The sequence below is a fragment of the Thermostichus sp. MS-CIW-41 genome, assembly GCF_054058915.1.
The window spans coordinates 25,429-45,239 of the sequence record NZ_JBSSBO010000018.1 but is presented as its reverse complement, the minus strand read 5'-3'; the positions used below and the strand labels follow the sequence as shown (position 1 = coordinate 45,239).

The 19,811-nt window shown below is 59.7% G+C and carries 15 protein-coding genes; 7 read left to right on the top strand and 8 right to left on the bottom strand.

What is annotated here, in order from left to right; translation table 11 throughout:
- The first annotated feature begins 244 nt into the window (after positions 1-244).
- Complete coding sequence (locus ACVWXE_RS07330; RefSeq protein ID WP_414329274.1) at positions 245-1,063, top strand: ABC transporter ATP-binding protein; 819 nt, start codon at positions 245-247, stop codon at positions 1,061-1,063.
- Complete coding sequence (locus ACVWXE_RS07325; protein WP_414347449.1) at positions 1,060-1,767, top strand: ABC transporter ATP-binding protein; 708 nt, start codon at positions 1,060-1,062, stop codon at positions 1,765-1,767. The genes ACVWXE_RS07330 and ACVWXE_RS07325 overlap by 4 nt, the downstream gene beginning before the upstream one ends.
- A 35-nt stretch (positions 1,768-1,802) precedes the next feature.
- Here the strand turns inward: ACVWXE_RS07325 and recN are convergent, their stop codons facing one another.
- The 4 genes from recN to ACVWXE_RS07305 all read right to left on the bottom strand — a co-directional run bounded on the left by recN (position 1,803) and on the right by ACVWXE_RS07305 (position 7,848).
- Positions 1,803-3,509, bottom strand: a complete 1,707-nt coding sequence (recN, locus tag ACVWXE_RS07320; RefSeq protein WP_457489954.1) for a DNA repair protein RecN — start codon at positions 3,507-3,509, stop codon at positions 1,803-1,805.
- Positions 3,510-3,703: 194 nt separating this feature from the next.
- The gene (locus tag ACVWXE_RS07315; RefSeq protein WP_457489953.1) at positions 3,704-4,720 is read right to left on the bottom strand and encodes a M14 family metallopeptidase; all 1,017 of its coding nucleotides are present in this window, start codon (positions 4,718-4,720) and stop codon (positions 3,704-3,706) included.
- A gap of 234 nt (positions 4,721-4,954) precedes the next feature.
- Positions 4,955-6,424 (bottom strand): glutamate-cysteine ligase family protein, encoded by a 1,470-nt coding sequence (locus tag ACVWXE_RS07310; RefSeq protein ID WP_457489952.1) that lies wholly within the window; start codon positions 6,422-6,424, stop codon positions 4,955-4,957.
- A gap of 71 nt (positions 6,425-6,495) precedes the next feature.
- The gene (locus tag ACVWXE_RS07305; RefSeq protein ID WP_457384146.1) at positions 6,496-7,848 is read right to left on the bottom strand and encodes a TldD/PmbA family protein; all 1,353 of its coding nucleotides are present in this window, start codon (positions 7,846-7,848) and stop codon (positions 6,496-6,498) included.
- A gap of 627 nt (positions 7,849-8,475) precedes the next feature.
- On the opposite strand from ACVWXE_RS07305, the gene ACVWXE_RS07300 reads away from it, so the two are divergent.
- A complete protein-coding gene (locus ACVWXE_RS07300) occupies positions 8,476-9,789 on the top strand; it encodes a UbiH/UbiF/VisC/COQ6 family ubiquinone biosynthesis hydroxylase (protein ID WP_457489951.1) in 1,314 nt (437 codons plus the stop codon).
- An 80-nt stretch (positions 9,790-9,869) separates the two neighbouring features.
- Here ACVWXE_RS07300 and ACVWXE_RS07295 read toward each other — a convergent pair whose 3' ends face one another.
- Entirely contained in the window at positions 9,870-10,220 is a 351-nt protein-coding gene (locus ACVWXE_RS07295) for a hypothetical protein (RefSeq protein WP_414329946.1), read from the bottom strand.
- A 238-nt stretch (positions 10,221-10,458) separates the two neighbouring features.
- On the opposite strand from ACVWXE_RS07295, the gene ACVWXE_RS07290 reads away from it, so the two are divergent.
- The 3 genes from ACVWXE_RS07290 (at position 10,459) to ACVWXE_RS07280 (ending at position 13,629) form a co-directional block, all read left to right on the top strand.
- Positions 10,459-10,791: a TIGR02450 family Trp-rich protein gene (locus ACVWXE_RS07290; RefSeq protein ID WP_457489957.1), complete on the top strand. Its 333-nt coding sequence runs from the start codon at positions 10,459-10,461 to the stop codon at positions 10,789-10,791.
- A 329-nt stretch (positions 10,792-11,120) separates the two neighbouring features.
- Positions 11,121-11,594, top strand: a complete 474-nt coding sequence (gene ispF / locus ACVWXE_RS07285; RefSeq protein ID WP_457489950.1) for a 2-C-methyl-D-erythritol 2,4-cyclodiphosphate synthase — start codon at positions 11,121-11,123, stop codon at positions 11,592-11,594.
- A 268-nt stretch (positions 11,595-11,862) separates the two neighbouring features.
- Positions 11,863-13,629 (top strand): ABC transporter substrate-binding protein, encoded by a 1,767-nt coding sequence (locus tag ACVWXE_RS07280; protein WP_457489956.1) that lies wholly within the window; start codon positions 11,863-11,865, stop codon positions 13,627-13,629.
- Between the two features lie 129 nt (positions 13,630-13,758).
- On the opposite strand, the gene ACVWXE_RS07275 is transcribed toward ACVWXE_RS07280, so the two are convergent.
- Entirely contained in the window at positions 13,759-15,924 is a 2,166-nt protein-coding gene (locus ACVWXE_RS07275) for an amylo-alpha-1,6-glucosidase (protein WP_457489949.1), read from the bottom strand.
- Between the two features lie 131 nt (positions 15,925-16,055).
- The gene (locus ACVWXE_RS07270; RefSeq protein WP_457489948.1) at positions 16,056-17,126 is read right to left on the bottom strand and encodes a glycosyltransferase family 4 protein; all 1,071 of its coding nucleotides are present in this window, start codon (positions 17,124-17,126) and stop codon (positions 16,056-16,058) included.
- Between the two features lie 535 nt (positions 17,127-17,661).
- Here ACVWXE_RS07270 and ACVWXE_RS07265 point away from each other — a divergent pair.
- A complete protein-coding gene (locus ACVWXE_RS07265) occupies positions 17,662-18,357 on the top strand; it encodes a hypothetical protein (RefSeq protein ID WP_041436270.1) in 696 nt (231 codons plus the stop codon).
- 141 nt (positions 18,358-18,498) lie between these two features.
- Here the strand turns inward: ACVWXE_RS07265 and ACVWXE_RS07260 are convergent, their stop codons facing one another.
- A complete protein-coding gene (locus ACVWXE_RS07260; RefSeq protein WP_457489947.1) occupies positions 18,499-19,800 on the bottom strand; it encodes a class I SAM-dependent methyltransferase in 1,302 nt (433 codons plus the stop codon).
- Positions 19,801-19,811: the final 11 nt, after the last annotated feature.

Sequence of the window (19,811 nt, the reverse complement as noted above, 5' to 3'; positions counted from 1 at the left end):
GTCAGACGTTGGCTCACCTCAAAGCGTTCCCCACTTCCTCAAGAAAAGATGGCTCCGGGAAACAGGCGGGCCAGACTCAGGATCTCGCCCGTTCCTTGGCTGCTGTAGGGCTGGCTGCGGCCTCCAAAGGCAGTTGCCCCTGTAGGAATCCAGGAAGGATAATGGGCAAACTCGGCCATTGGGCTCATTATATTTTGAGAAATACTGAACTCATCGGTCGGCGGGGTTTTCCCAAGGCAGCGGCGTGATTGTTATCGACGACATCTCCAAGCGGTTTGGCGGCATTAGCGCGGTGGATCACTGTTCCTTCCGCATCGAAACCGGTCGGATTACGGGCTTGATCGGCCCGAATGGGGCCGGGAAGACCACGCTCTTTAACATCATCGCCGGGTTTATTCGGCCCAGCAGCGGGCGCATCTGGCTAGATGGGGAAGACATCACCGGCCTGCCCCCTCACCATCTGTTCCGTCGAGGGCTGGTGCGCACCTTTCAGATCCCGCGGGAGTTTGGCCGCATGACCGTCTTGGAGAACTTGATGGTGGTTCCCCCCAACCAGATAGGGGAAAACCTGTTCGCCACTTGGTTCGGTTGGCGGCGGGTGCAACGACAAGAACGCAACCTGCAAGCTCGGGCCGAAGAGGTTCTGGAACGGCTGAACCTGATCCATCTGCGGGATCAACTGGCCGTCACCCTTTCCGGGGGGCAAAAAAAACTCTTGGAACTGGGACGTACCTTGATGACCGATGCACGGGTGATCCTGCTGGACGAGCCGGGGGCTGGCGTCAACCGCACCCTGCTGGCGGATTTGATGCGCTTTATCGAGTATCTCAACCGCGAGCGGGGCTGCACCTTTTGCATCATCGAGCATGACCTGGATCTGGTGACCCGTCTCTGCGACCATGTGGTGGTCATGGCTGCCGGCAAGGTTCTCACCCAGGGATCCATGGAGGAGATCAAACAAAACCCAGCCGTGCGGGAGGCCTATTTGGGATCTGTGGCACTGGCCGACTCCCTAAACCCACCCCAACCCTCCCCTCTGCCTTCGGAGGGATCCCTCTCATGACCCCTTTGCTGGACATCCAGGATCTCTACAGCGGCTACCGGGGGGTGGACATCCTCAAGGGGATCCACCTGAAGGTGAACCCTGGGCAAATGGTGGTGATCATCGGCCCCAATGGAGCCGGCAAATCGACAGTGCTGAAATCCTTATTTGGCTTGGCCACCATCCGCTCAGGCCGAGTGCTGTTTCAGGGATCCGACATCACCCACCTGCCCGCTGAGCAACTGGTGCGACGGGGAATCGGCTTTGTGCCCCAAACCAACAATGTCTTTCCTTCCCTCACCGTGCAAGAGAACCTGGAGATGGGGGCCTTCATCAGACGCGACAACCCTGCCGCCCAACTGGAGCGGGTTTATGAGCTGTTTCCGCCCCTGAAAGAGAAACGACGCCAAGCGGCGGGATCCCTATCGGGTGGACAACGGCAGATGCTGGCCATAGGGCGAGCGTTGATGGTGGAGCCGCAGTTGCTGTTGCTGGATGAGCCGACCGCCGGCCTGTCACCGCTGTACATAGAACAGACCTTCGCCCTCCTGCAAGAGATCAACCGTCTTGGCATCAGCATCCTCATGGTGGAGCAAAATGCCAAGCAGGCCCTGAAGATGGCGGACTGGGGCTATGTCTTGTCCACGGGAGAAAACCGCTTTGAGGATACCGGCCCCAACCTGCTGAGCAATCCTGAGGTGCTGGAGCTGTTCTTGGGTGGTTGAGGCCCTCACCCCCCTCCCCTTTCCCAGAAGGAGAGTCAAGCGGGACTGGCCATTTGCTGCTTGCGCAGTTGAGCTGCTTGGTTGAGAAGAGCCTCCACAAACGTCATCGCTTCTTGGGCAGAGTGGCCGGCAGTGAGTTGGGCCAGTTCTTCGCGGCGTTCCCGTTCTCCCAAAAGCTCCACCCGCACAGAAGTTCGTTTTTGGTGCACCACCTTGTGAACCCGCAGGTGGTGATCCGCCAAGGCAGCGATCAGGGGTTGGTGGGTGACGCAGAGGATCTGGTGATCTCGGGCAATGCTGTGCAGCTTGGTGGCGATGGCTTGCGCCACTTTGCCCGACACGCCGGTATCGATCTCGTCGAAAACCATGGTGGCCACCGGATCGATGCGGCTGAATACGGCTTTCAAGGCCAGCAGAAAACGGCTCATCTCGCCGCCCGAGGCAATGCTGGCCAAGGGCTGAAGAGGCTCACCCGGGTTGGGGCTAATCCAAAAACTCACCTGATCCACCCCCTCTGCTGTCGGGGGGCCGGGTTGGATCTGCACCCGGAATTGCACTGCGCTCATCCCCAGCGGGCTGAGCTCTTCTATGAGGGCCTTTTCCAGTTGACAGGCCGCTTGTTGCCGCAGTTGAGAGAGCACCTGGCAATGGCGCTCCAGGTCTTGGGCAGCTTTGTCCAGCCGCACCTGCAATTCCTCTAGGTCGGTGTTGTCTCCTCGCAGTTGGGCCAACTCCGTCTGCACCCGCTCCGCATGGGCCATCACCTCGGCCAAGGTCGGGCCGTATTTGCGGCAGGCTTGTCTGAGTTGCGCCAAGCGCCGTTCAATTTTGTTCAACCGACCGGGATCCGCCTCCAGCGTCTCGCCGTAGCGAATTAGCTCTCGCCCCACCTCCTCCACCTGAATGAGAGCGCTGCTGACCATTTCCGCCAGAGGGGCTAGGTCGGGATCCCGCTGGGTCATGGTCTGGAGCAACCGTTCTACCTGGCCCAACAGATCGGCGATGGCCGGTGAGCCGCTGTCGTTTTGGTAGAGCAATTGGTGAGCTTCGTAGCTTTGCTGTTGCAGTTCCACCCGGTGGGCCAGGCGCTCCCGTTCCCGCTCCAGCTTGGCCATTTCGTCGGGATCCTCCAGGCGCAGGGCGGCCAGCTCTTGCGCTTGAAACTCCAGCAGGTCTAGCCGTTGCAGGCGCAGTTGTTGGTTTTGCCGGCGGGATTCCACCTCTGTTTTCAGATGGTTCCAGGTTTGGTAAAGGGCAGCCACTTCTGCCCGTGTTCGCAACAACTCTTCGCCGCCAAAGTCGTCCAGCCAACGGCGCTGGGTTTGCGGAGATTGGATTTGAACGGTTTGCCCCTGGGCGGTGATCTCCACCAATTTGGCCCGCAGGCTGAGCATCTGGGCTTTGTTCACCAGCACCCCATTCACCCGCAGGCGACTGGTGAGCTTGCCGTTGCGCAACACCAGCTCGCGACTACAAACCAGGCCCTCCTCTAGGGGGTCGATGTGCTCTTGTTCTAGCCAGGCTTGCAGTTCAGGATTAGGACTGAAGATCGCTTCCACCAGACCTCGTTCGCTGCCAGTTCGCAGAGCCCGAGCTGTACCTCCTAGAGCTGCATCCAGAGCATCGAGGATGATGGATTTGCCGGCCCCGGTTTCTCCGGTGAGCACGTTTAGCCCCGCTCGAAAGGGGATCTCCAATTGCTCGATCAGGGCAAAGTTCTCGATCCGCAGCAGGCGCAACATAGGGATCCCGTGGGCTCAGCGTGCCGTTGGCAGTTTTCAGGATAGGGCTTGCGGGGTCGCTCTGTCCCACGTTAGCGTACCCACCATCCCTCGGCGGACGGGTACAGCGGCCAGCGGGGAGTCTGTTATTGCAGGGGTGGGGAGCACCACCCGTTCTGGTTTGGGGATCCCCTCGGGGAAATTGGCAGCCCGGCTCAGCCGGCCAGGGGGTAGCGCTCCATCAGGTAGCAGAGGCAGTCTTGGCGGATGATGCGGCTATTGAGGGTGAGCATGCCCGGCATGATGGGCACGCTGGTGCGAATTTCTCCGTTGCAGGCATAGAAAAAGCGATCCGCCACATTTTGGCCCTGCTCGTCTTGCACCTCCAGGTGGAAGCCGTTGTTCGTCCAGCCAATGGGGGTGTGGGGGGGAAGCTCCCGAAAATTGAGGAGATCCAAATCCGGCGGGAAGCGGATGTGGGAGGGGGATCCCTCTTGGTCGCCATTCTCTTCCCCAAAGCTGAAGCTCACCTGATCCGGGATTTTGACAATGGCGACGCTGTGGAAGAGGTCGATATCTTGGCGGAAGACAGGGCGCTGCGGGATCGCCGACAGGTGCAGGCAGGCTTCCAGAAATTCGTAGGCATGCTGGGTGCCGTGGGGTTGATCCGGCTTGCCGCATTCCAGGGTCACCGCCGGGCAGAAGCGCCCGAAGGCCATGCTCTGTACCCCTTCTGGCTTGGTGAAATAGAGAACGGTGCGCCCAAACAAGGTGGCCAGGTGCAGGGTAGGGGCATCCAGGTGATTGACACAGGCGTAGTGGGGGTTGGTGCCCGTGTTGTTGTGGATATCGACGCTGGCAAAAACGCCCCGCCGCTGCATTTGCTGCAGGACGGCCTGGGCCATGGCGTGCTCGGGGGTGGAGCCGGGGCCCCAAATGCGGTTGTAGTCCGGTTGGCCATCTAGCCGCCGTTGCCGGTGGCGGGCAGCCTGCACGTTGCCAATGAAAAGGGAAAGAGAACGGGGCAATTCCCGCTGGGCGTGGTGGCGGAGGAGCTGCCGCACCGCCTGCCAACCGGTGGTTTCGTTGCCGTGCAGCAGCACGGACACAAACAGGGCCGGATCCCGTCGTCCCGGCAGATGGATGAGGGTTGGCCCACCCAATCGGTCGTAAAGCTGATGGGCCTCTAGATCCAGCAGTTGATCCGGTAGATGATCGAGAACGGTGAGCATACTGTTTGGGCTAAGAGGCTCGACTCAAACTTCTGGCTTCTGGCCTCTCTCCCTGGGGTAGGAGGGAGCAGAAGTCCAACGAAGCCCTTGGTCGCGAATGAACCGTTTCGCTGCGGTAGCTCGGGTCGCAACAAGGCCATCTGAGAGAGAGTTTGCCCACTCGAGATGCGGGCCAGGGATCCGTCCTGCCGCCGCGGTGGCCCACCGCTGGTGCAACTGGCTGTGGAGAGAGCCCTAGCTGAGATCCCAGGTGTGTACCGGTTGGCCTTGCCGCTGCCGTTCCCAGTAGGCACAGGTTAATTGTTGCATATCTTTACCATGCCGAGCCACGTAGCGGCGCTGCCAGGTGGCCCCATTCTGCCCCGACTCCACCCGGGCGCGGAGAATGCCCAGGTACTCCTGAATATCGGAGGGGGCCAGATCCAGTTGAACCAAACCCGCCTCTGCTTGGGGGATCAGCTCTTCCAGCAGCAATTGGCGCAGGGATCCCTGCCAACCCTTGAGCCAAGTGATGGGGGCCTCCAGACCCCAGCGGGCCGCCGTGTAGAAATTGGCGCGGCACTGGGCAAAGCTTAGCTCCTGCTCGGGGGAAACGGGCTGGGATCCCAAGGCTTGTACCAGGCCAAAGTAGAAGGCCGCGTTGGCGATCATGTCGGGTAGGGTTGGGCCTGCCGCTGCCACCCGCTGTTCGATGCGCAAGTGGGGAACGGGATCCAAGCCGATCAGGGGTCGGTTCCAGCGCCAGATGGTGCCGTTGTGGAGGCGCAGATGGGCCAGCTCCCAGGGAGAGGCGGCCAACGTTTGCGGTAGCACCACCGGGTAGCGATGCACATTTTCCCAGAACAGCTCCATCAGGGATCCCTGTACATAGCCTTGCCCGAAGGTGACGCGGGGGCAGTGGGTGGGGGAGGGCGGGGGTGGCCCATCTAGGGCCTGCTCGAACAAAGGGATGCGGGTTTCTGCCCACAGATCGTGCCCGAATAGGTAGGGGGAATTGGCCGCCAGCGCCACCAAGGGGGCTGACACGAGCAGGGAAGCGTTGAAGTAACGGGCCGCCTGTTGGGGGGATACCTGCAGATGGATTTGAAAGGAGGTGGTCGCCGCCTCCAGCATGATGTCCGGGTGGGTAACCCGCAACCGCCCAGCCGGTCCTTCGATATCTAGCCCCAGGGAAGGGATCGCTTGGGATTGCTCACGCCGGTGCAAGTTCAGGATCTGCTCGTTGAGGGCCAGGTAACGCTTGCGGGGGGAGATCATCTCCAAGGTCAGTTGCTTTTGCTGCACCGTGGGCAAAATCCCGATCATCATCAACCCCGCCTGCAAGTGTTCGGCCACTTGGCAACAGCGATCCCACGTTTGGCCCAGCTCTTGCTGAAACTGCCGCAGAGCCAAGCCGGTCAAAACTTGGGGCCGGCTGTTGATCTCCACGTTGAACTGGGCCAGTTCCGGCACCACCAGCGGATCGTTCACCGCTTCCAGGTAGGCTGAGTTTATCGGGGCCGGATCTCCCTGAGGGGTCACCAGCCATGCCTCCAGCTCAAACCCGCCCACCGGGGATCCCTGGGCAAAGGGCTGACAAGCCGGATCCAGCCCCGGCGCACCGGCCAACCAGCGCTCGAGCAACTTCGTCTCTTGCTGGAGCCGAGCTGCAAACTGAGCAAAGTCTGCAGTACCAAAACGGAGGCAGGTGATCTCCTGGCCCATGGGAACAACTCCGCAGCTTTTGGGAATGAGGTTAATCGCTGTTGCCGGGATCTCGACACCCCTAGCTTTACTTAGCCCGCAGTGATGGATACATCTTCAATGCGCAGGGCGGGAAAGGCAGCCGTGCCGTTGAAAACCGTTACTTCCTGGGAAATGGCGGAGATATTGCGCAAACAATCGTAGAGATTGCCGGCAATGGTGGTCTCCAGGATGGGGCGTTTCTCGCCGCCTTTGACCAAGAAGCCCCCTTTCACCACCCCAGAAAAGTCACCGGTAATGGGGTTGCTGCTGCCGGAGAGGCGGGTGACGATAACTCCCCGATCCATCGCGTAGAGCTCGGACAGGGGGGTTGTCCCTGGGGCCACCCTCAGGCAAGCCGGCCCTACTCCCGGCAGGCTGCCTGCTCCCCCTGTGGCATGGCCGTTGGAGGAAACGCCAGCAGCGCGGGACTCGTAGCTGTTGTACATGAAGTTGCAGAGGATCCCTTCGTGAACCAAGGGGGTAATCTGGCGAGGGATCCCTTCGCGGTCGAAGGGCTCAATGGGGTAGCCGGGCAGGCCCAGACCTTCAGAAACCACGGTGAGCAACGGGCTGGCGATCCGGGATCCCATTTTTTGCGCCAAGGGGCTTTTGCCTTTGCGCACCGCATCTGCCCCCAAGACAAAGAGGAGATCCCCTAGAAACTCCTCCACCACATCTGGCGGCAGGACAATGGGGCCGCGGAAGCTCTCCCCCTCGCCAGCCCCCAGCGCCCCCACGCATTTCTGGACAAAGCGATCAAAAGCCCGCTCCAGCGCCGGCACCAGATCGGCCCGCTTCTGCACACTGTCGCCGTCGTAGGCAAAGCTGCCCACCTCGTCCCCGTCGATGGCCATGCCAAACAGGGATCCCCCCGCCTCGACACTGTGGTAGTTGGCCCGGATGCCGGTGGAAGAGGCGATGGCCAGGGTCTCTTCCTCCACGCTGAGGGAGCCGCTGTCGATGGTGATGCGAGGGTCTTTGGAGCGCACCCACTCCAGCAATTGGGATCCCAACTGGGTCAGCTCGGCGGCATCCAGTTCCAGCAGGCCTGGGTCGAGGGCAAAGGGCACCTGGGGCAAAGGTTGGGGCTCCGGCAGCCCGTTGAGGGGATCCGCCGGCGAAGCCTTGGCCATGGTCACAGCCTCAGCCGCCGTCTCAGCTAACTCTTCCGGGCGGTTGGAGGTGGCAAAGCCCAGCCTGCCGCCACAGAAAACCCGAACGCCGAACAGGGTCTCGCTGCTGCTGCGGGCCAGGTTCAGGTCGTTTTTTTCAAACGTGACTTCCGTTTCCCGGCCTGAGTTGGCAAACACTTCTGCCTGGTCGGCTCCAGCAGCCAATGCCTTGTGTACACCCTGTTCACAAAGATCCAGCAGGTTTTCCGGGGAAATGATGGAGCTGGGCATAGAAAGCGGGATAGCAAGAGGACAGTCCTATTATCGGCTATGGCTCAGGGATGCCTTTCCCAGCCCCCTGCGGCCCATGGGATCCCAGCACCAACCCCTTCGTCCAACAACGTCACTCTGGTGCGCACCTTCCGGCCCGCTCCGCCTGGGCAACAATCAGCAGAGAGCATGACTCTAGTCAATAATAAGCTCAACTATACTGAAAATAATGTATAATATGTTCAGTACGGATTACTACCAGTTGATCTTTCTGTTTACTTTCGAGTCTGCCAACATGGTAGCCAAAGCAAAGCAGAAAATTGGTAGTAAGACGACACGGAAACTGCGCTTTGGGTATTCTACTCAAAGCTTTGCGGGATACCGCCATTCTGTTTGGACTCCGTCCCGCTAACGCGAATGGAAACAAGCAGAATGCTATCGCTGCATAGTTGAACAGTGATGTTCAGCAGTGTTCAGCGTAAATGTATCAGCTACCCACAGGGATTCCACCCTGCAGCAGCAAACAAAGGGGCTGAGATCAAAAGGGATCCCTCGTGGCGCTTTGACCCCACTTGCCGCTTGTCCTTAGCGGCCTGCCAGGTGCAGGAACCCTAGAATGGAAGTTAAGCCTACTTGCCGTGAGTGCCCATGAGCCTTTTGCCCACTTCCGCTGCTCCCCTAGCCATTGCTCCGACAGCAGCCAAGCCGAGGCGACTGGATTTTGAAGTGGTGATTGCCGGAGCTGGGATGGTGGGATCCACCTTAGCAGCCGCTTTGGGCCAGGCCGGGATCCGCGTCGGGCTGATCGAGGGGCGGGATCTCTCGCAGGGGGTGGGGGCGGATGGCCGAGCCAGCGCTTTGGCTCTGGGGACAGCTCGTATTCTGCAGCGGATTGGGGTATGGCCCCTTATGGAGGCCTGGGGAGTCTCTCCCATCCACCGCATTCAGGTCTCTGATGGGGAAGGCCCCTGGGTGGCTCAGCTGCGCCGTGAGATGCTCCAAGCGCCGGCCCTGGGCTACGTCGTGGAAAATCAAATTACCCAAAAAGCTCTGTTGCAGCGCATTCGCGAGTGCCCTTCGGTAACGCTTTTCAGCCCCGCCCAGGTGCAAAGTTTCTCCCCTGCAGCAGATCACCTGCGGGTAGAGCTGCTGGCTCAGGAGGGATCCCGGCAAACCCTGCGGGCTGCTCTGCTGGTGGTTGCAGATGGGGCCCGTTCGCGGCTGCGGGAACAGGCTGGGATCCCGTTATCCTGCTGGGACTATGGGCAGGTGTGCATCGTTTCCACCCTCACCCATGAGCATCCTCACCGGCAGGTGGCCTACGAGCGCTTTCAGGCCAGCGGCCCCTTCGCCATTTTGCCCACCTCCGATCCCCATCGCAGTTGCGTCGTCTGGACAGTGCGCCAAGCGGATCGAGATCGGCTGATGGGCTTGTCTGAGGCTGAGTTTTTGCAGGCCATCCGGCCTTGGTTTGGATCCCAGTTGGGAGCGTTGCTGGCCGCCTCTCCCAGAGCTTGTTATCAGCCGCAGCGGGCCCATGCCCAAACCTACATCGGATCCCGGCTGGCTTTGGTGGGGGATGCTGCCCATACCACCCATCCGCTGGGGGGGCAGGGAGCGAATCTGGGCATGCGGGATGTGGCGGCTTTGGCTGCCCTGTTGATCGAAGCCAAAATGGCGGGCCGGGATCCCGGCGATCCGGCTTTGTTAAAAGCCTACGAGCGCTGTCGCCGCCCAGAAAACGCGCTGGTTCTTTTTGCAACCGATGCTGCCAATCGCCTCTTTTCCAACCGAAGCTGGCCGTTGCTGGTCTTGCGTCGCCTGGGCCTGTGGGGACTGGAGGTTTTGCCGCTGCTCAAGCCTGCTTTGATGCGCCAAGCAATGGGGATCCGCCCCCACCAACCCCAACTGCAGCAGCTCCCTTTCCCTGCACCCCCGGAACCTCTGGCTACGCCTGTCTAGATCCGGCCAAACTGTTGAGAGCTGGGCCCAGATCCTCGCCCGCCGCCTTTGTCCCCAGCAGACCAAGCGCTCCACAGGGATCAAGGCTGCTCCAGGGGTAAGTCTGAAAACAGCAATGGGGCAATATTGGCCGCCTGGTTGATGGGGATCTCGTCGTTGACGGCATACTGATAAAACTGATCCAAGCGCCGACACAAACCTTCTGGGGTCAAAGCCTGCACATTGGAGCTGATGATGTAGCTCTGGGAAGGAGAGGCGCGAAATGCTTGAAAGGCTTTGCGACAAAAGTCCTGCTTGGCTTCCGGATCCGCTTGCCGCCATTCTGGCCCCGTAAGTTTGCCGGACAAAGTGGGGCCGGTTGCCGCTCCCAAGGGCAGGCCTGTTCCCAAGATTAGGCCAGCCAGGATCAGAAACAGAAGGCCTCCCTTCAAGACTGCCTGCCAGAAAGAGAACTGAAGCCGTTGCCGGTGCTGCTCCATGGTTGGATAGGCTGGAGTGGAAAGGGATCCCCTCGATCATACCGATCACACATACCGATCACAGGCGGATCTGAGGGAAACTCAGGATCTCGGCTGGCTTTGCCGCTCCCCTCGATCCCCGCTGCCGTCCTCAGGAATGGCCGGAAAGCTGGGTCCCTTTCATCCCTTACCCGCTCGCACCCTCCGTCCCGTGGCTCGCAACAAACCCCGTCGGAAACAGCCTTTCCCGCACCTCCTCGGCTCCAAATGGACTTCCGTTCAGCCTGTTCTGGGTTGGCGACATTTTCAGGTCACCGCTCGCCAACAAGGGGAAGGAGGGCCGGTGTTTGCCGAGCTCAGAGCCGTCTGCGATCCCCAGGTGCGCCTCTGGGTCAACGCGGCCACCCTGAAAAACCGGGCCCTTTGGCAAGCGGGTTGGATTCCCTGTGGTCTCCAGGATGCTGCTGCGGATAGGGAAGCCACGGGATCCCTCCGGCCAGAGCTTGGCTTCATCACCAGAGATGGCAGTGGCAACGTATCCTAAACTTCAGGTAACCCAGAGGCCAGGAGAAAGCTAGATGCCCAAATGTGACGTTTGCGGAAAGGAGCTCAGCTACGGGGATTATCAGTGGGCCAAGCGCTGTACCAATTCTTACGGAAAATCCCATCTTATCTGTTTTGATTGCTACAGCGGCTCCGCCTGCCCGATATGCTGCTCTCCTTTAGAGGCTGCTGAGTAAGGGGGGTTGACCGGCAACTCTCTCTCGAAGCCCACTGTACCCTCTGAGCGGAAGAACTCCAGCAGTTTCTTCAGGAAATGAGGCTCAAAACAGTGCCCCAGCGATTTTATGGTTCTTCGAGGACGGAAAAGCAGTGCGGATTGGTCAGGGCTACGACATTCACCGCCTGGTGGCAGAGCGCCCCTTGATCCTGGGCGGGATCCGGATCCCTTACGAGAAGGGACTGTTGGGCCATAGCGACGCCGATGTGCTTACCCACGCCATCATGGATGCTCTCCTGGGGGCAGCAGCCCTGCGGGATATTGGCTTTTACTTTCCCCCGGAAGAAGAACGCTGGAAAGGGGCCGATAGCATCCTTCTATTGCAGCAAGTGGTGCAACTGGTGAGCCAAGAAGGCTGGCGAATTGTCAATGTGGACAGTGTGGTGGTGGCGGAGCAGCCGAAGCTCAAACCTCACATCCCCGCCATGCAGGCCCGCCTGGCAGAGGCGATGCAGATCTCCCCCAAGCAAGTGGGGGTCAAGGCTACTACTAACGAAAAACTGGGCCCCATAGGTCAGGGAGAGGCCATTGCTGCCTTCGCAGTAGCCCTGTTGCTGGAGTGCTAACCTTCCCAGCAGAGTCTGAAAAGAACCTGGTCATCGCCCTGCCCGAGCTGCCAAACTGGCAAGCAACCGCTCCCGCAAAATCGCCGTGAAACCACCCGTCGCCTCGATCCCCAACTTTCCCTCTGGGAAAAGGGCCGGGGGCGCGGGCCAGTCTTCTAGGAGAAAGGCTGGGGGTGAGGGCCTTAGTGGTGTGGAGCGCTTGCGCCTCCAGCACAGGACAGAAACGGGCCGTCTCAAACCTGCTTGGAACGACAACTTGGCAAAGGAAATGGTGGGCCAAAACAGCACCTCAACAGACCAGCTCAAGAGAAGCCTTTTTGTCCCTCTACTCTTGGGGATCCTTCTGCTCTGGCTCAGCGCTTGTGCCACGCCCACCCGCCCCCCCCATCTGGTTGCCACGGTGACTTCGGATCCCAAAACCTTCAACACCTATCTGGCCGCCGAAAGCTCCAGCCGCGACGCCATCGCCTACCTGGAGGCGGGCTTGGTCACCTTGGATGAGGATACCCTCTTGCCCAAACCGGAGCTGGCGGAAGGCTGGGAAGTGTCTGAGGACGGCTTGCGGTATGTCTTTACCTTGCGGGAGGGGCTGCGCTGGTCGGATGGAGAGCCTCTGACAGCAGCAGATGTGGACTTTACCTTTAACCGCATCATCTTCGACGAGCGGATCCCGACTTCTGCGCGGGATGTGAAGCGAATTGGAGAAGCCGGAGCACTGCCTCAGGTGCGGGCGCTGGACGAGCGGCGGATTGAGTTCGTTTTGCCGGAGCCCTTCGCTCCCTTTCTGCTGCAGGCCGGATCCCCTATTTTGCCCAAGCACATCCTCGAGCCCACCGTCGAGCAGTTGGACAGCCGGGGCAACCCCCTTTTCTTGCAAACCTGGGGTATCGACACGCCGGTGCAGCAATTGGTGGGGGCCGGCCCCTATGTCATGCAGGAATACACCCCCGGCCAACGGCTGGTGTACCGGCCCAATCCCTACTACTGGAAAGGGGAAGGGATCCCGCGCATTGAACGGGTGATCCTGCGCATTGTGGACTCAGAGGACACCGCGCTGCTGCAGTTTCGCTCCGGCGAGACCGACGTGTTTTCGGTGCGGGGGAGAGATTTTCAGCTCTTGAAGCGGGAAGAAGAACGGGATCAGTTCACCATCTACAATCTCGGCCAGACATTGAACAACAGTTTCTTTGCCTTCAACCTCAGCCGCGCCCGTAACCCCCAGACCGGGCGGCCTTTTGTGGATCCCGTCAAAAGCCGCTGGTTTAACGATTTGAACTTCCGCCGGGCGGTGGCCCACGCCATGAACCGGCAGTTTTACGTCGATAGCGTCCTGCAAGGGTTGGGCCAGATCCAGCACTCGGTCTTCTCCCCCGCCAGCCCTTTCTACCTCAGCCCTGAAGAGGGCTTGCCCACCTACGACTACAACCCTGAAAAAGCGCGGCAACTGCTCCTCGATGCCGGATACACCTACGATGCTGAGGGCCACCTGCGGGATTCCGAGGGCAACCGTGTCCGTTTCACCTTGCTCACCAACGCCGGCAACAATCAGCGGGAGGCCACCGGCGCGTTGATCAAAGCTGATCTGGAGCGGATCGGCATCACCGTTGATTTTACCCCCATCGCCTTCAACACCCTGGTGCAGCGCACCGATAGCCGCGACTGGGAAACCCTGTTGCTGGGCTTTGGCGGCGGCGGTACCGAACCCAACAACGGCTCCAACATCTGGCGCAGCGATGGCCGTTTGCACCTCTTCAATCTGGGAGATTTGCCCGGTAACCCGGCAGAAGGGGTTGAGGTGAGCGATTGGGAACGGGAGATCGACCGCATCTTTATTGAAGGGGTGCGGGAGCTAGACTTTGAAAAGCGCAAAGCCCTCTACGACCGGTTTCAAATCATCATTCAGGAACAACTGCCCCAAATTGGCACTTTCAACCCCCTGGTTCTCTCAGCCCTGCGCAACCGCATTCAAGGGGTGGATCCCCGACCCATTCTGGGGCCATTGTGGAATTTGGATCAGCTCTACATTCAAGAGTAGAACTTCTGATGATGTGGGTGATGTGGGATAGGGAGAGGCTGTCTGAACTGTTGAGTTGTGTCCCTATCGCCACATTTGGCAGGTGAAACTTAGTTGTAGGTTGTGTTGCGGATGTCTTGAATTTTGCAACTATTTCACCGTCAATTCCACGTCCCCCGCACTCCTGAGGACGGTGATCCCCACCCCTCCTGACTGCAGATAGAGACCGATGTCCAGGGATCCCTGGCCCACCTGCACATTCTCAAGAATGACATGGGGCAGCCACAGGGGCAGAGTGGGCTTGGTTAAATGTACCCGTTGAGCCAGCCCGTCGATCTCCAGCCCCAGACAAGCCTGCAGCAGCAAAAACACACTGGCCGCCGCCCAAGACTGGGGCAGACAGGCCACCGGATAAAGGGTGGGGCCCTCCCGCTGCCGACGACCAAAACCGCAAAACAGCTCCGGCAACCGCTTCAGCTCCAGAAACTGGCTGGCATCGAACAGCGCCGTCAAAACCCGCACCGCTTCGCCCTTGAAGCCATAGCGAGATAAGCCTGCGGCAATCAAGGCGTTGTCGTGGGGCCAGATGGAGCCGTTGTGGTAGGACATGGGGTTGTAGCGGCCCTCTCCCTCCGGCACCGTGCGGATCCCCCAGCCGCTGAAGAAAGCTGGCTCCAGCAGTTGCCGGGCAATGCGGGCGGCGTGCTCGGGATGGGCGATCCCCGAAAACAGACAGTGGCCCATGTTGGAGCTGCGCACCCGGCAGGGTTGCTTCTGGCCATCCAAAGCCAGGGCATAGCCCCCCAACTCTTCGCACCAGAAGTGATCCCAAAACTGCTGCTGCAGCTTTTCCGCTTGTTGTCGCAACTGGGCTGCTTGCTCTTGCCGCCCCAGCAGCTCGGCCATCTCTGCTGCCAACTGCTTAGCTTCGTAGGCATAGCCCTGCACCTCGCACAGGGCCAAGGGGGGTTCTGCCAGGGATCCGTCCGGGTAGAAGATGGCATCTTCAGAATCTTTCCAGCCCTGGTTGCGCAGGCCTCGCCGCGCCTTGCCGGCATACTCCAAAAAGCCGTCCCCGTCCGCATCCCCGTAAGTGTCCATCCAGTGCAGGGCTGCTTCGATGTTTGGCCAGAGCTGCCGCAACAGCTCTAGATCGCCGCTGCGGCGCACGTAGCGCCCTGCTAGCACCACAAACAAAGGGGTGGAGTCAATGCTGCCGAAATAATTGCCAAAGGGGATCTCGCGCGTCTTGGCCATCTCGCTGGAGCGCTGCTCATGCAGGATCTTGCCAGGCTCGGCATCGCGGCTGGGATCCACCTCCTGGGCCTGGTGGGCCGCCAGATACAGCAGCACCCCCCGCGCCAAGTCTGGAAACCACCAGAGAGTGGCCAGGGCGGTGATCAGGGCGTCGCGCCCGAAGACCGTGGTAAACCAAGGCACCCCCGCATAGGGATAAAGCCCGTAGGGAGTGCGGGTGAGCATCATCAGCAGATCATCCCGTGAGGCGTTGAGCCAATCGTTAAACTGAGCATTGCCGGTGTCGATCCGGTGGGCTTGCGCCCGCAAGGAAGCCCTTTGCTCCCGCTCCGCCTGCAGAGCCTCCTGGTAGGTCAAAGGGGCAATCTCCTCCCCGCCGTAGCTGCAGATCACCCTCAGCTCCAAATCCCGTTCCTCCTGCGGGGCCAAAGGCACCCACCACTGCGCCAGCTTCTCCGACACTAGCTCCGGCGCCGGCAAAAATTGCAACTGGGTTTGCCGCTCCACTCCATCCAAGCCGCGGTAGCGGAGAACCACTCCCTCAGGGTTCACCTGGGCCGGCAGCACTTGACCCCGCTGGGCCCGTCGGATGCCCCGGATCTCAAAAATATCGGCAAAGTCCGCCTCAAAGCGCAGGGTAATCGGCACGCGAAACGGCTCCGAGCCGTAGTTGTGAATGCGAATGCGCTCGTAGGCTACGTTGTTCCACAGAAAAGTAGTCCGTAGAACATGCAGGGTATCTTGACCGATAAACTGCCCCTCTGAGGTGGTGAACTCCGGGTTGGTCAGATCCACCGCCAAAATATCTTTGTCTTCCCGCACCTCTGAGCTGAGCAGCAGGAACTGCTTTCCCTGCAAGTCCAACACCCAGCGGGACAAAAAGCGGGTGTCGTCCCGGAAGAGGCCATGATCCCGGATGCCGAGGGGGCGCATGTTCCCTCGCCGGTCAAAGATGGCAAAGCAGTTGTCATGCTTGAGAACATGAGAGCGTGCCTCCACCCAAGAGGCGCTGGCCCGGATGTAGTACTGATCTTGAATTTGGATGATGTCTTCTGCCATCTCGGTCTTCTCGATCCCTATCCAGCCGGTCTCCTACGCGAACAGCTTACTGCTATCGGTCCACTCAAAGAAGGCGAAGAAGCAGGGGCCCCCCGATGCAGCCCAGCAGCCCTAGCTGCTACTTGGCCCATCTAAGCCTTATTAAGCTGCCTTCTTCGCGACATCTCCTGCCGCTCGTTCACCAGTTGGCGGTAGAGAGCCTCGTAGTCCGACACCATTCTTTCCACGCTGAACCGCTCCTCAAACACCTGCCGCACCCCGGCTCGGCTCAGGGATCCCACCTTCTCCACAGCCTCCACTGCTTCCTCCACCGAGTCGACAATAAAACCGGAGCGGCTATCGGCCATGACCTCCGGCACGGAGCCAAAGCGTGTGGCGATCACCGGCGTGCCACAGGCCATCGCTTCAATCATCACCAGCCCAAAGGGCTCCGGCCAGCGGATGGGAAACAGCACCGCATGGGCCTTGCCCAAAAACTCGCTTTTCTCTTGGTCGGTGATTTCCCCTATGATCTCCACATTGGGGTGGCGACTGGCCAAAGGCTTAATTTCTAACTCGTAGTACTGGCGATCCACCGCATCGATCTTGATAGCAGCCTTCAGCGGCATCCCTGCCCGCGCCGCAATTTCAATAGCCGTGTCCAGCCCTTTTTCCGGGGAGACCCGGCCCAAAAAGGCCAGGTAGTCCCCCTTTTCTGGATAGAAACGGTGGAGATCCAGGGGCAAGCCGTGGTAGACCGTCCCCACCCAGCGGGCCTGGGGCAGCGGCAGCCGCTGGGCGTTGGAGATGGAGACCACCGGAATGTCCTGAAACTCGGTGTAGAGGGGCTGCAGCTCCGGAATGTCCAGTCGCCCGTGTAGGGTGGCCAAAAAAGAAACCTGCGGGTGGCGACGGGCCAGGGCATAGGGATAGTAGTCGATGTGGCCGTGGATAATGTCAAACTCGTCGGCCATCTGAAAGGCTCTCTCGACCATCAAAACATGAGGAGCCACTGTGTCGATGGCCGTGGGATCCAAACGCAAAGCCCGCTCCCGAAAGGGGATGAGGCGAGCCTGGGTTTGGGAGTCGCCGCTGGCAAACAACGTCACCTCATGCCCCCGCCGCACCAGCTCTTCGGTGAGCCAAGACACAACCCGCTCAGTGCCGCCGTAGAGCTTGGGGGGCACACTCTCATGCAAAGGGGCAATCTGAGCAATGCGCATAGCCATCCTGATACATTTACGCTGAACACTGCTGAACATCACTGTTCAACTATGCAGCGATAGCATTCTGTTTGTTTCCAACCAGAATGGCGGTATCCCGCAAAGCTTTGAGTAGAATACCCAAAGCGCAGTTTCCGTGTCGTCTTACTACCAATTTTCTGCTTTGCTTTGGCTACCATGTTGGCAGACTCGAAAGTAAACAGAAAGATCAACTGGTAGTAATCCGTACTGAACATATTATACATTATTTTCAGTATAGTTGAGCTTATTATTGACTAGAGTCATGCTCCACACCGAATCATCACTGCTTAACGAAAACTTCTGCTGGCGCTCCGCCGCCGACCCTTGGGATCCCCTGTTGAGGGCACGCCATTCCTGGCTAGACTGTTCCAGAGTGAGCAGGAAAGGAGTTCAGGCTGCCGCCACCTGCCGGAGAGTTGAAGAGGCTTGAATGAGAACCCCAGCCATCACTTGCTCTTGCCCGCCGCGGCTTAATTTTCCTCCTCAGCGCTGGCTGTGGAGTTGCTTGGGAGCCATGGCCATAACGGCTCTCACAGCTGTTGCCGCTTGGGCGCGGCCAGTGCTGGAAGTACGCATGACCCTGGGTTTGCCCATCAGCCCCAACTACTGGTACATGGTAGCTCTCAGCCGGGCCGGCAGCCCTGGCCCTACCGCCAACTTGGTGGATCCCAACGTCCGTGTGGGGCTCAACGAGTACACCTTTGTGCGGGACTGGGATTACCTCATTCGGGTTACCCCCCTCAACGAAGAGTCGGTCTTGCAAGCCACCATCCAGCGGTTTGGAGAGCCGGAACGAGAGTTTGCCGTCGGCTTTAACCAGGTACGGGTCAATCGCCTCACCCGTGACCGCGATACCCTCAATTTCCAGATCGATATCTCCGAGCTGCAGGGTCTCGATGGGCGGGATCAAGATATTCAGGTGGCTCTGCTCACCGCTCGCGCCCCCTTCCGCGTAGCCCCTGAAGAGACTAATCTGGCCATTGATGCCACCCGGGGGGATCTGCCCAATTTCTATCGCCTCAGCCTGTCCAATCAGCGGCAGGTGGTTGTGGACGACCCCCAGCGACAGGAGACGGTGCGCCGCAGCCGCGAATTGATCCAACAAAGTGGCTCCGGGGCTGCCCTCACTCGCGACCTTATCGAGGGCGGGGCTTTGGAGATTTTGGCCGCCAACATCCTCACCTTCGAGCTGCGCCTGGTGGATCGCTAGAGAGGGATCCCTCCCCATCTGACATCTGCCCAAGACCGTTCTTGCAGCCCGGCAGAGCCTCAATCCCTCAATAGTCGTTCCAAGTTGCCGTGAACCGGCCCATTGGCTTCCCTCTACCCTTGGGAGAAAGGCTCGGGGATCTCAAGCGATTGGAAAAACTCCTTCTCCTGGAACGGGTGCAGGATCCAACATCACAAACAAAAACGACTCCAGCCCTGCCAGGTAGGTGAGCACTTCCTCCCGGGCCGCTTCCGGCTCTAACGTGTTGACCTGGGCCGCTTGCTCAATCAAGGCTTTCACTGCCGTTGGCCCCTGCAACAGGGATCCCAGCCAAGCCATCTGAGGGGCTGAGATGGTCAGGCGTCCATAGCTAGCCCCCGGCCAATTCATGGCAAACTCCAGCTTCTTCTCGTAGGCTTTGGCAAAGTTTTGGCGAAATTCGACGTTGTCGGCCAGGATGGGGTTGAGCTGCACTCTGCCCCCCAGCCAATCGGCGTCGCTCCAGGGCAAGACCAAGGAAGAGCCGGGGTGTTCTGCCCAAAAGTCAATGAGGCGATGGTTGGGGTAGATCAGCTCATAAAAGTGATTCTGGTCGGCAGGCGAGAGTTTGTCCAGCTCGGCTTGCAGCCAGGGGGGCATGGCCCTCTCTTTGAACAAAAGCGCCGGATCCCAGTCGGCATAGTCCACCAAGCAGACAAGGCCCAGATCGGCGTCTGCGAGCATGCGCATCAAGTCGGGAACCAAGAAGCCTTTGTCCCCCGGCAAGAGGTAGTTGGCCCGGATGTTGGTGTTGTCTTTGTAGATCTCAGGGTTCCAGCGCAAGGCAGCTCGCAGTTCGTCTGAGGCCAAACTGGCCATGAATTCCCGTACCCGCTGACAGGCCTCAGGAGTGGGTAGATCAAACAGCCCCAGCAGCCGAAACGCCTCTTGTAGGCGAAAGATCACCTCCCGCTGGTAGGCGTGGTGCAGGTTGGCCCGCAGGATCCCGTCAGGTTTGAGAACCCGCTTGAGGGCTTTTAGCCCCGCCACCGGATCGTCCAGCAGATAGAGCACATCGTTGAGGCTGATGAAATCAAATTCCAGCCCCAACTGTTCGATGTCCAATAGGTTGAGAACATGGAGCTCCACCTCCCCGAAGCCGTGGTAGCGCAAGCGTCGCTCCGTCACCCGTACCGACTCTGCCGACAGGTCGCACACCACCAGCCGCGCCCCCGGATTGGCCTCCGCCAGGATCAACGTTTCCCAGCCAGAGCCGCAGCCAGCATTCAAAATGAGAGCGCCTTCGCTGGGCACAATGGCGCGGGTGCGGGCGTATTGGGCGGTGGTCAAACTTAGGCGGTACAACCCGTCAATGGCGTTGCGGCCCGAGGCCTCAATCGCCACATTGGGGTAGGGCAATTCTTCGTACAGTTGCCGCAGAGATTCTGTCGAGCTGCTGGCCATGGGATCCGCTG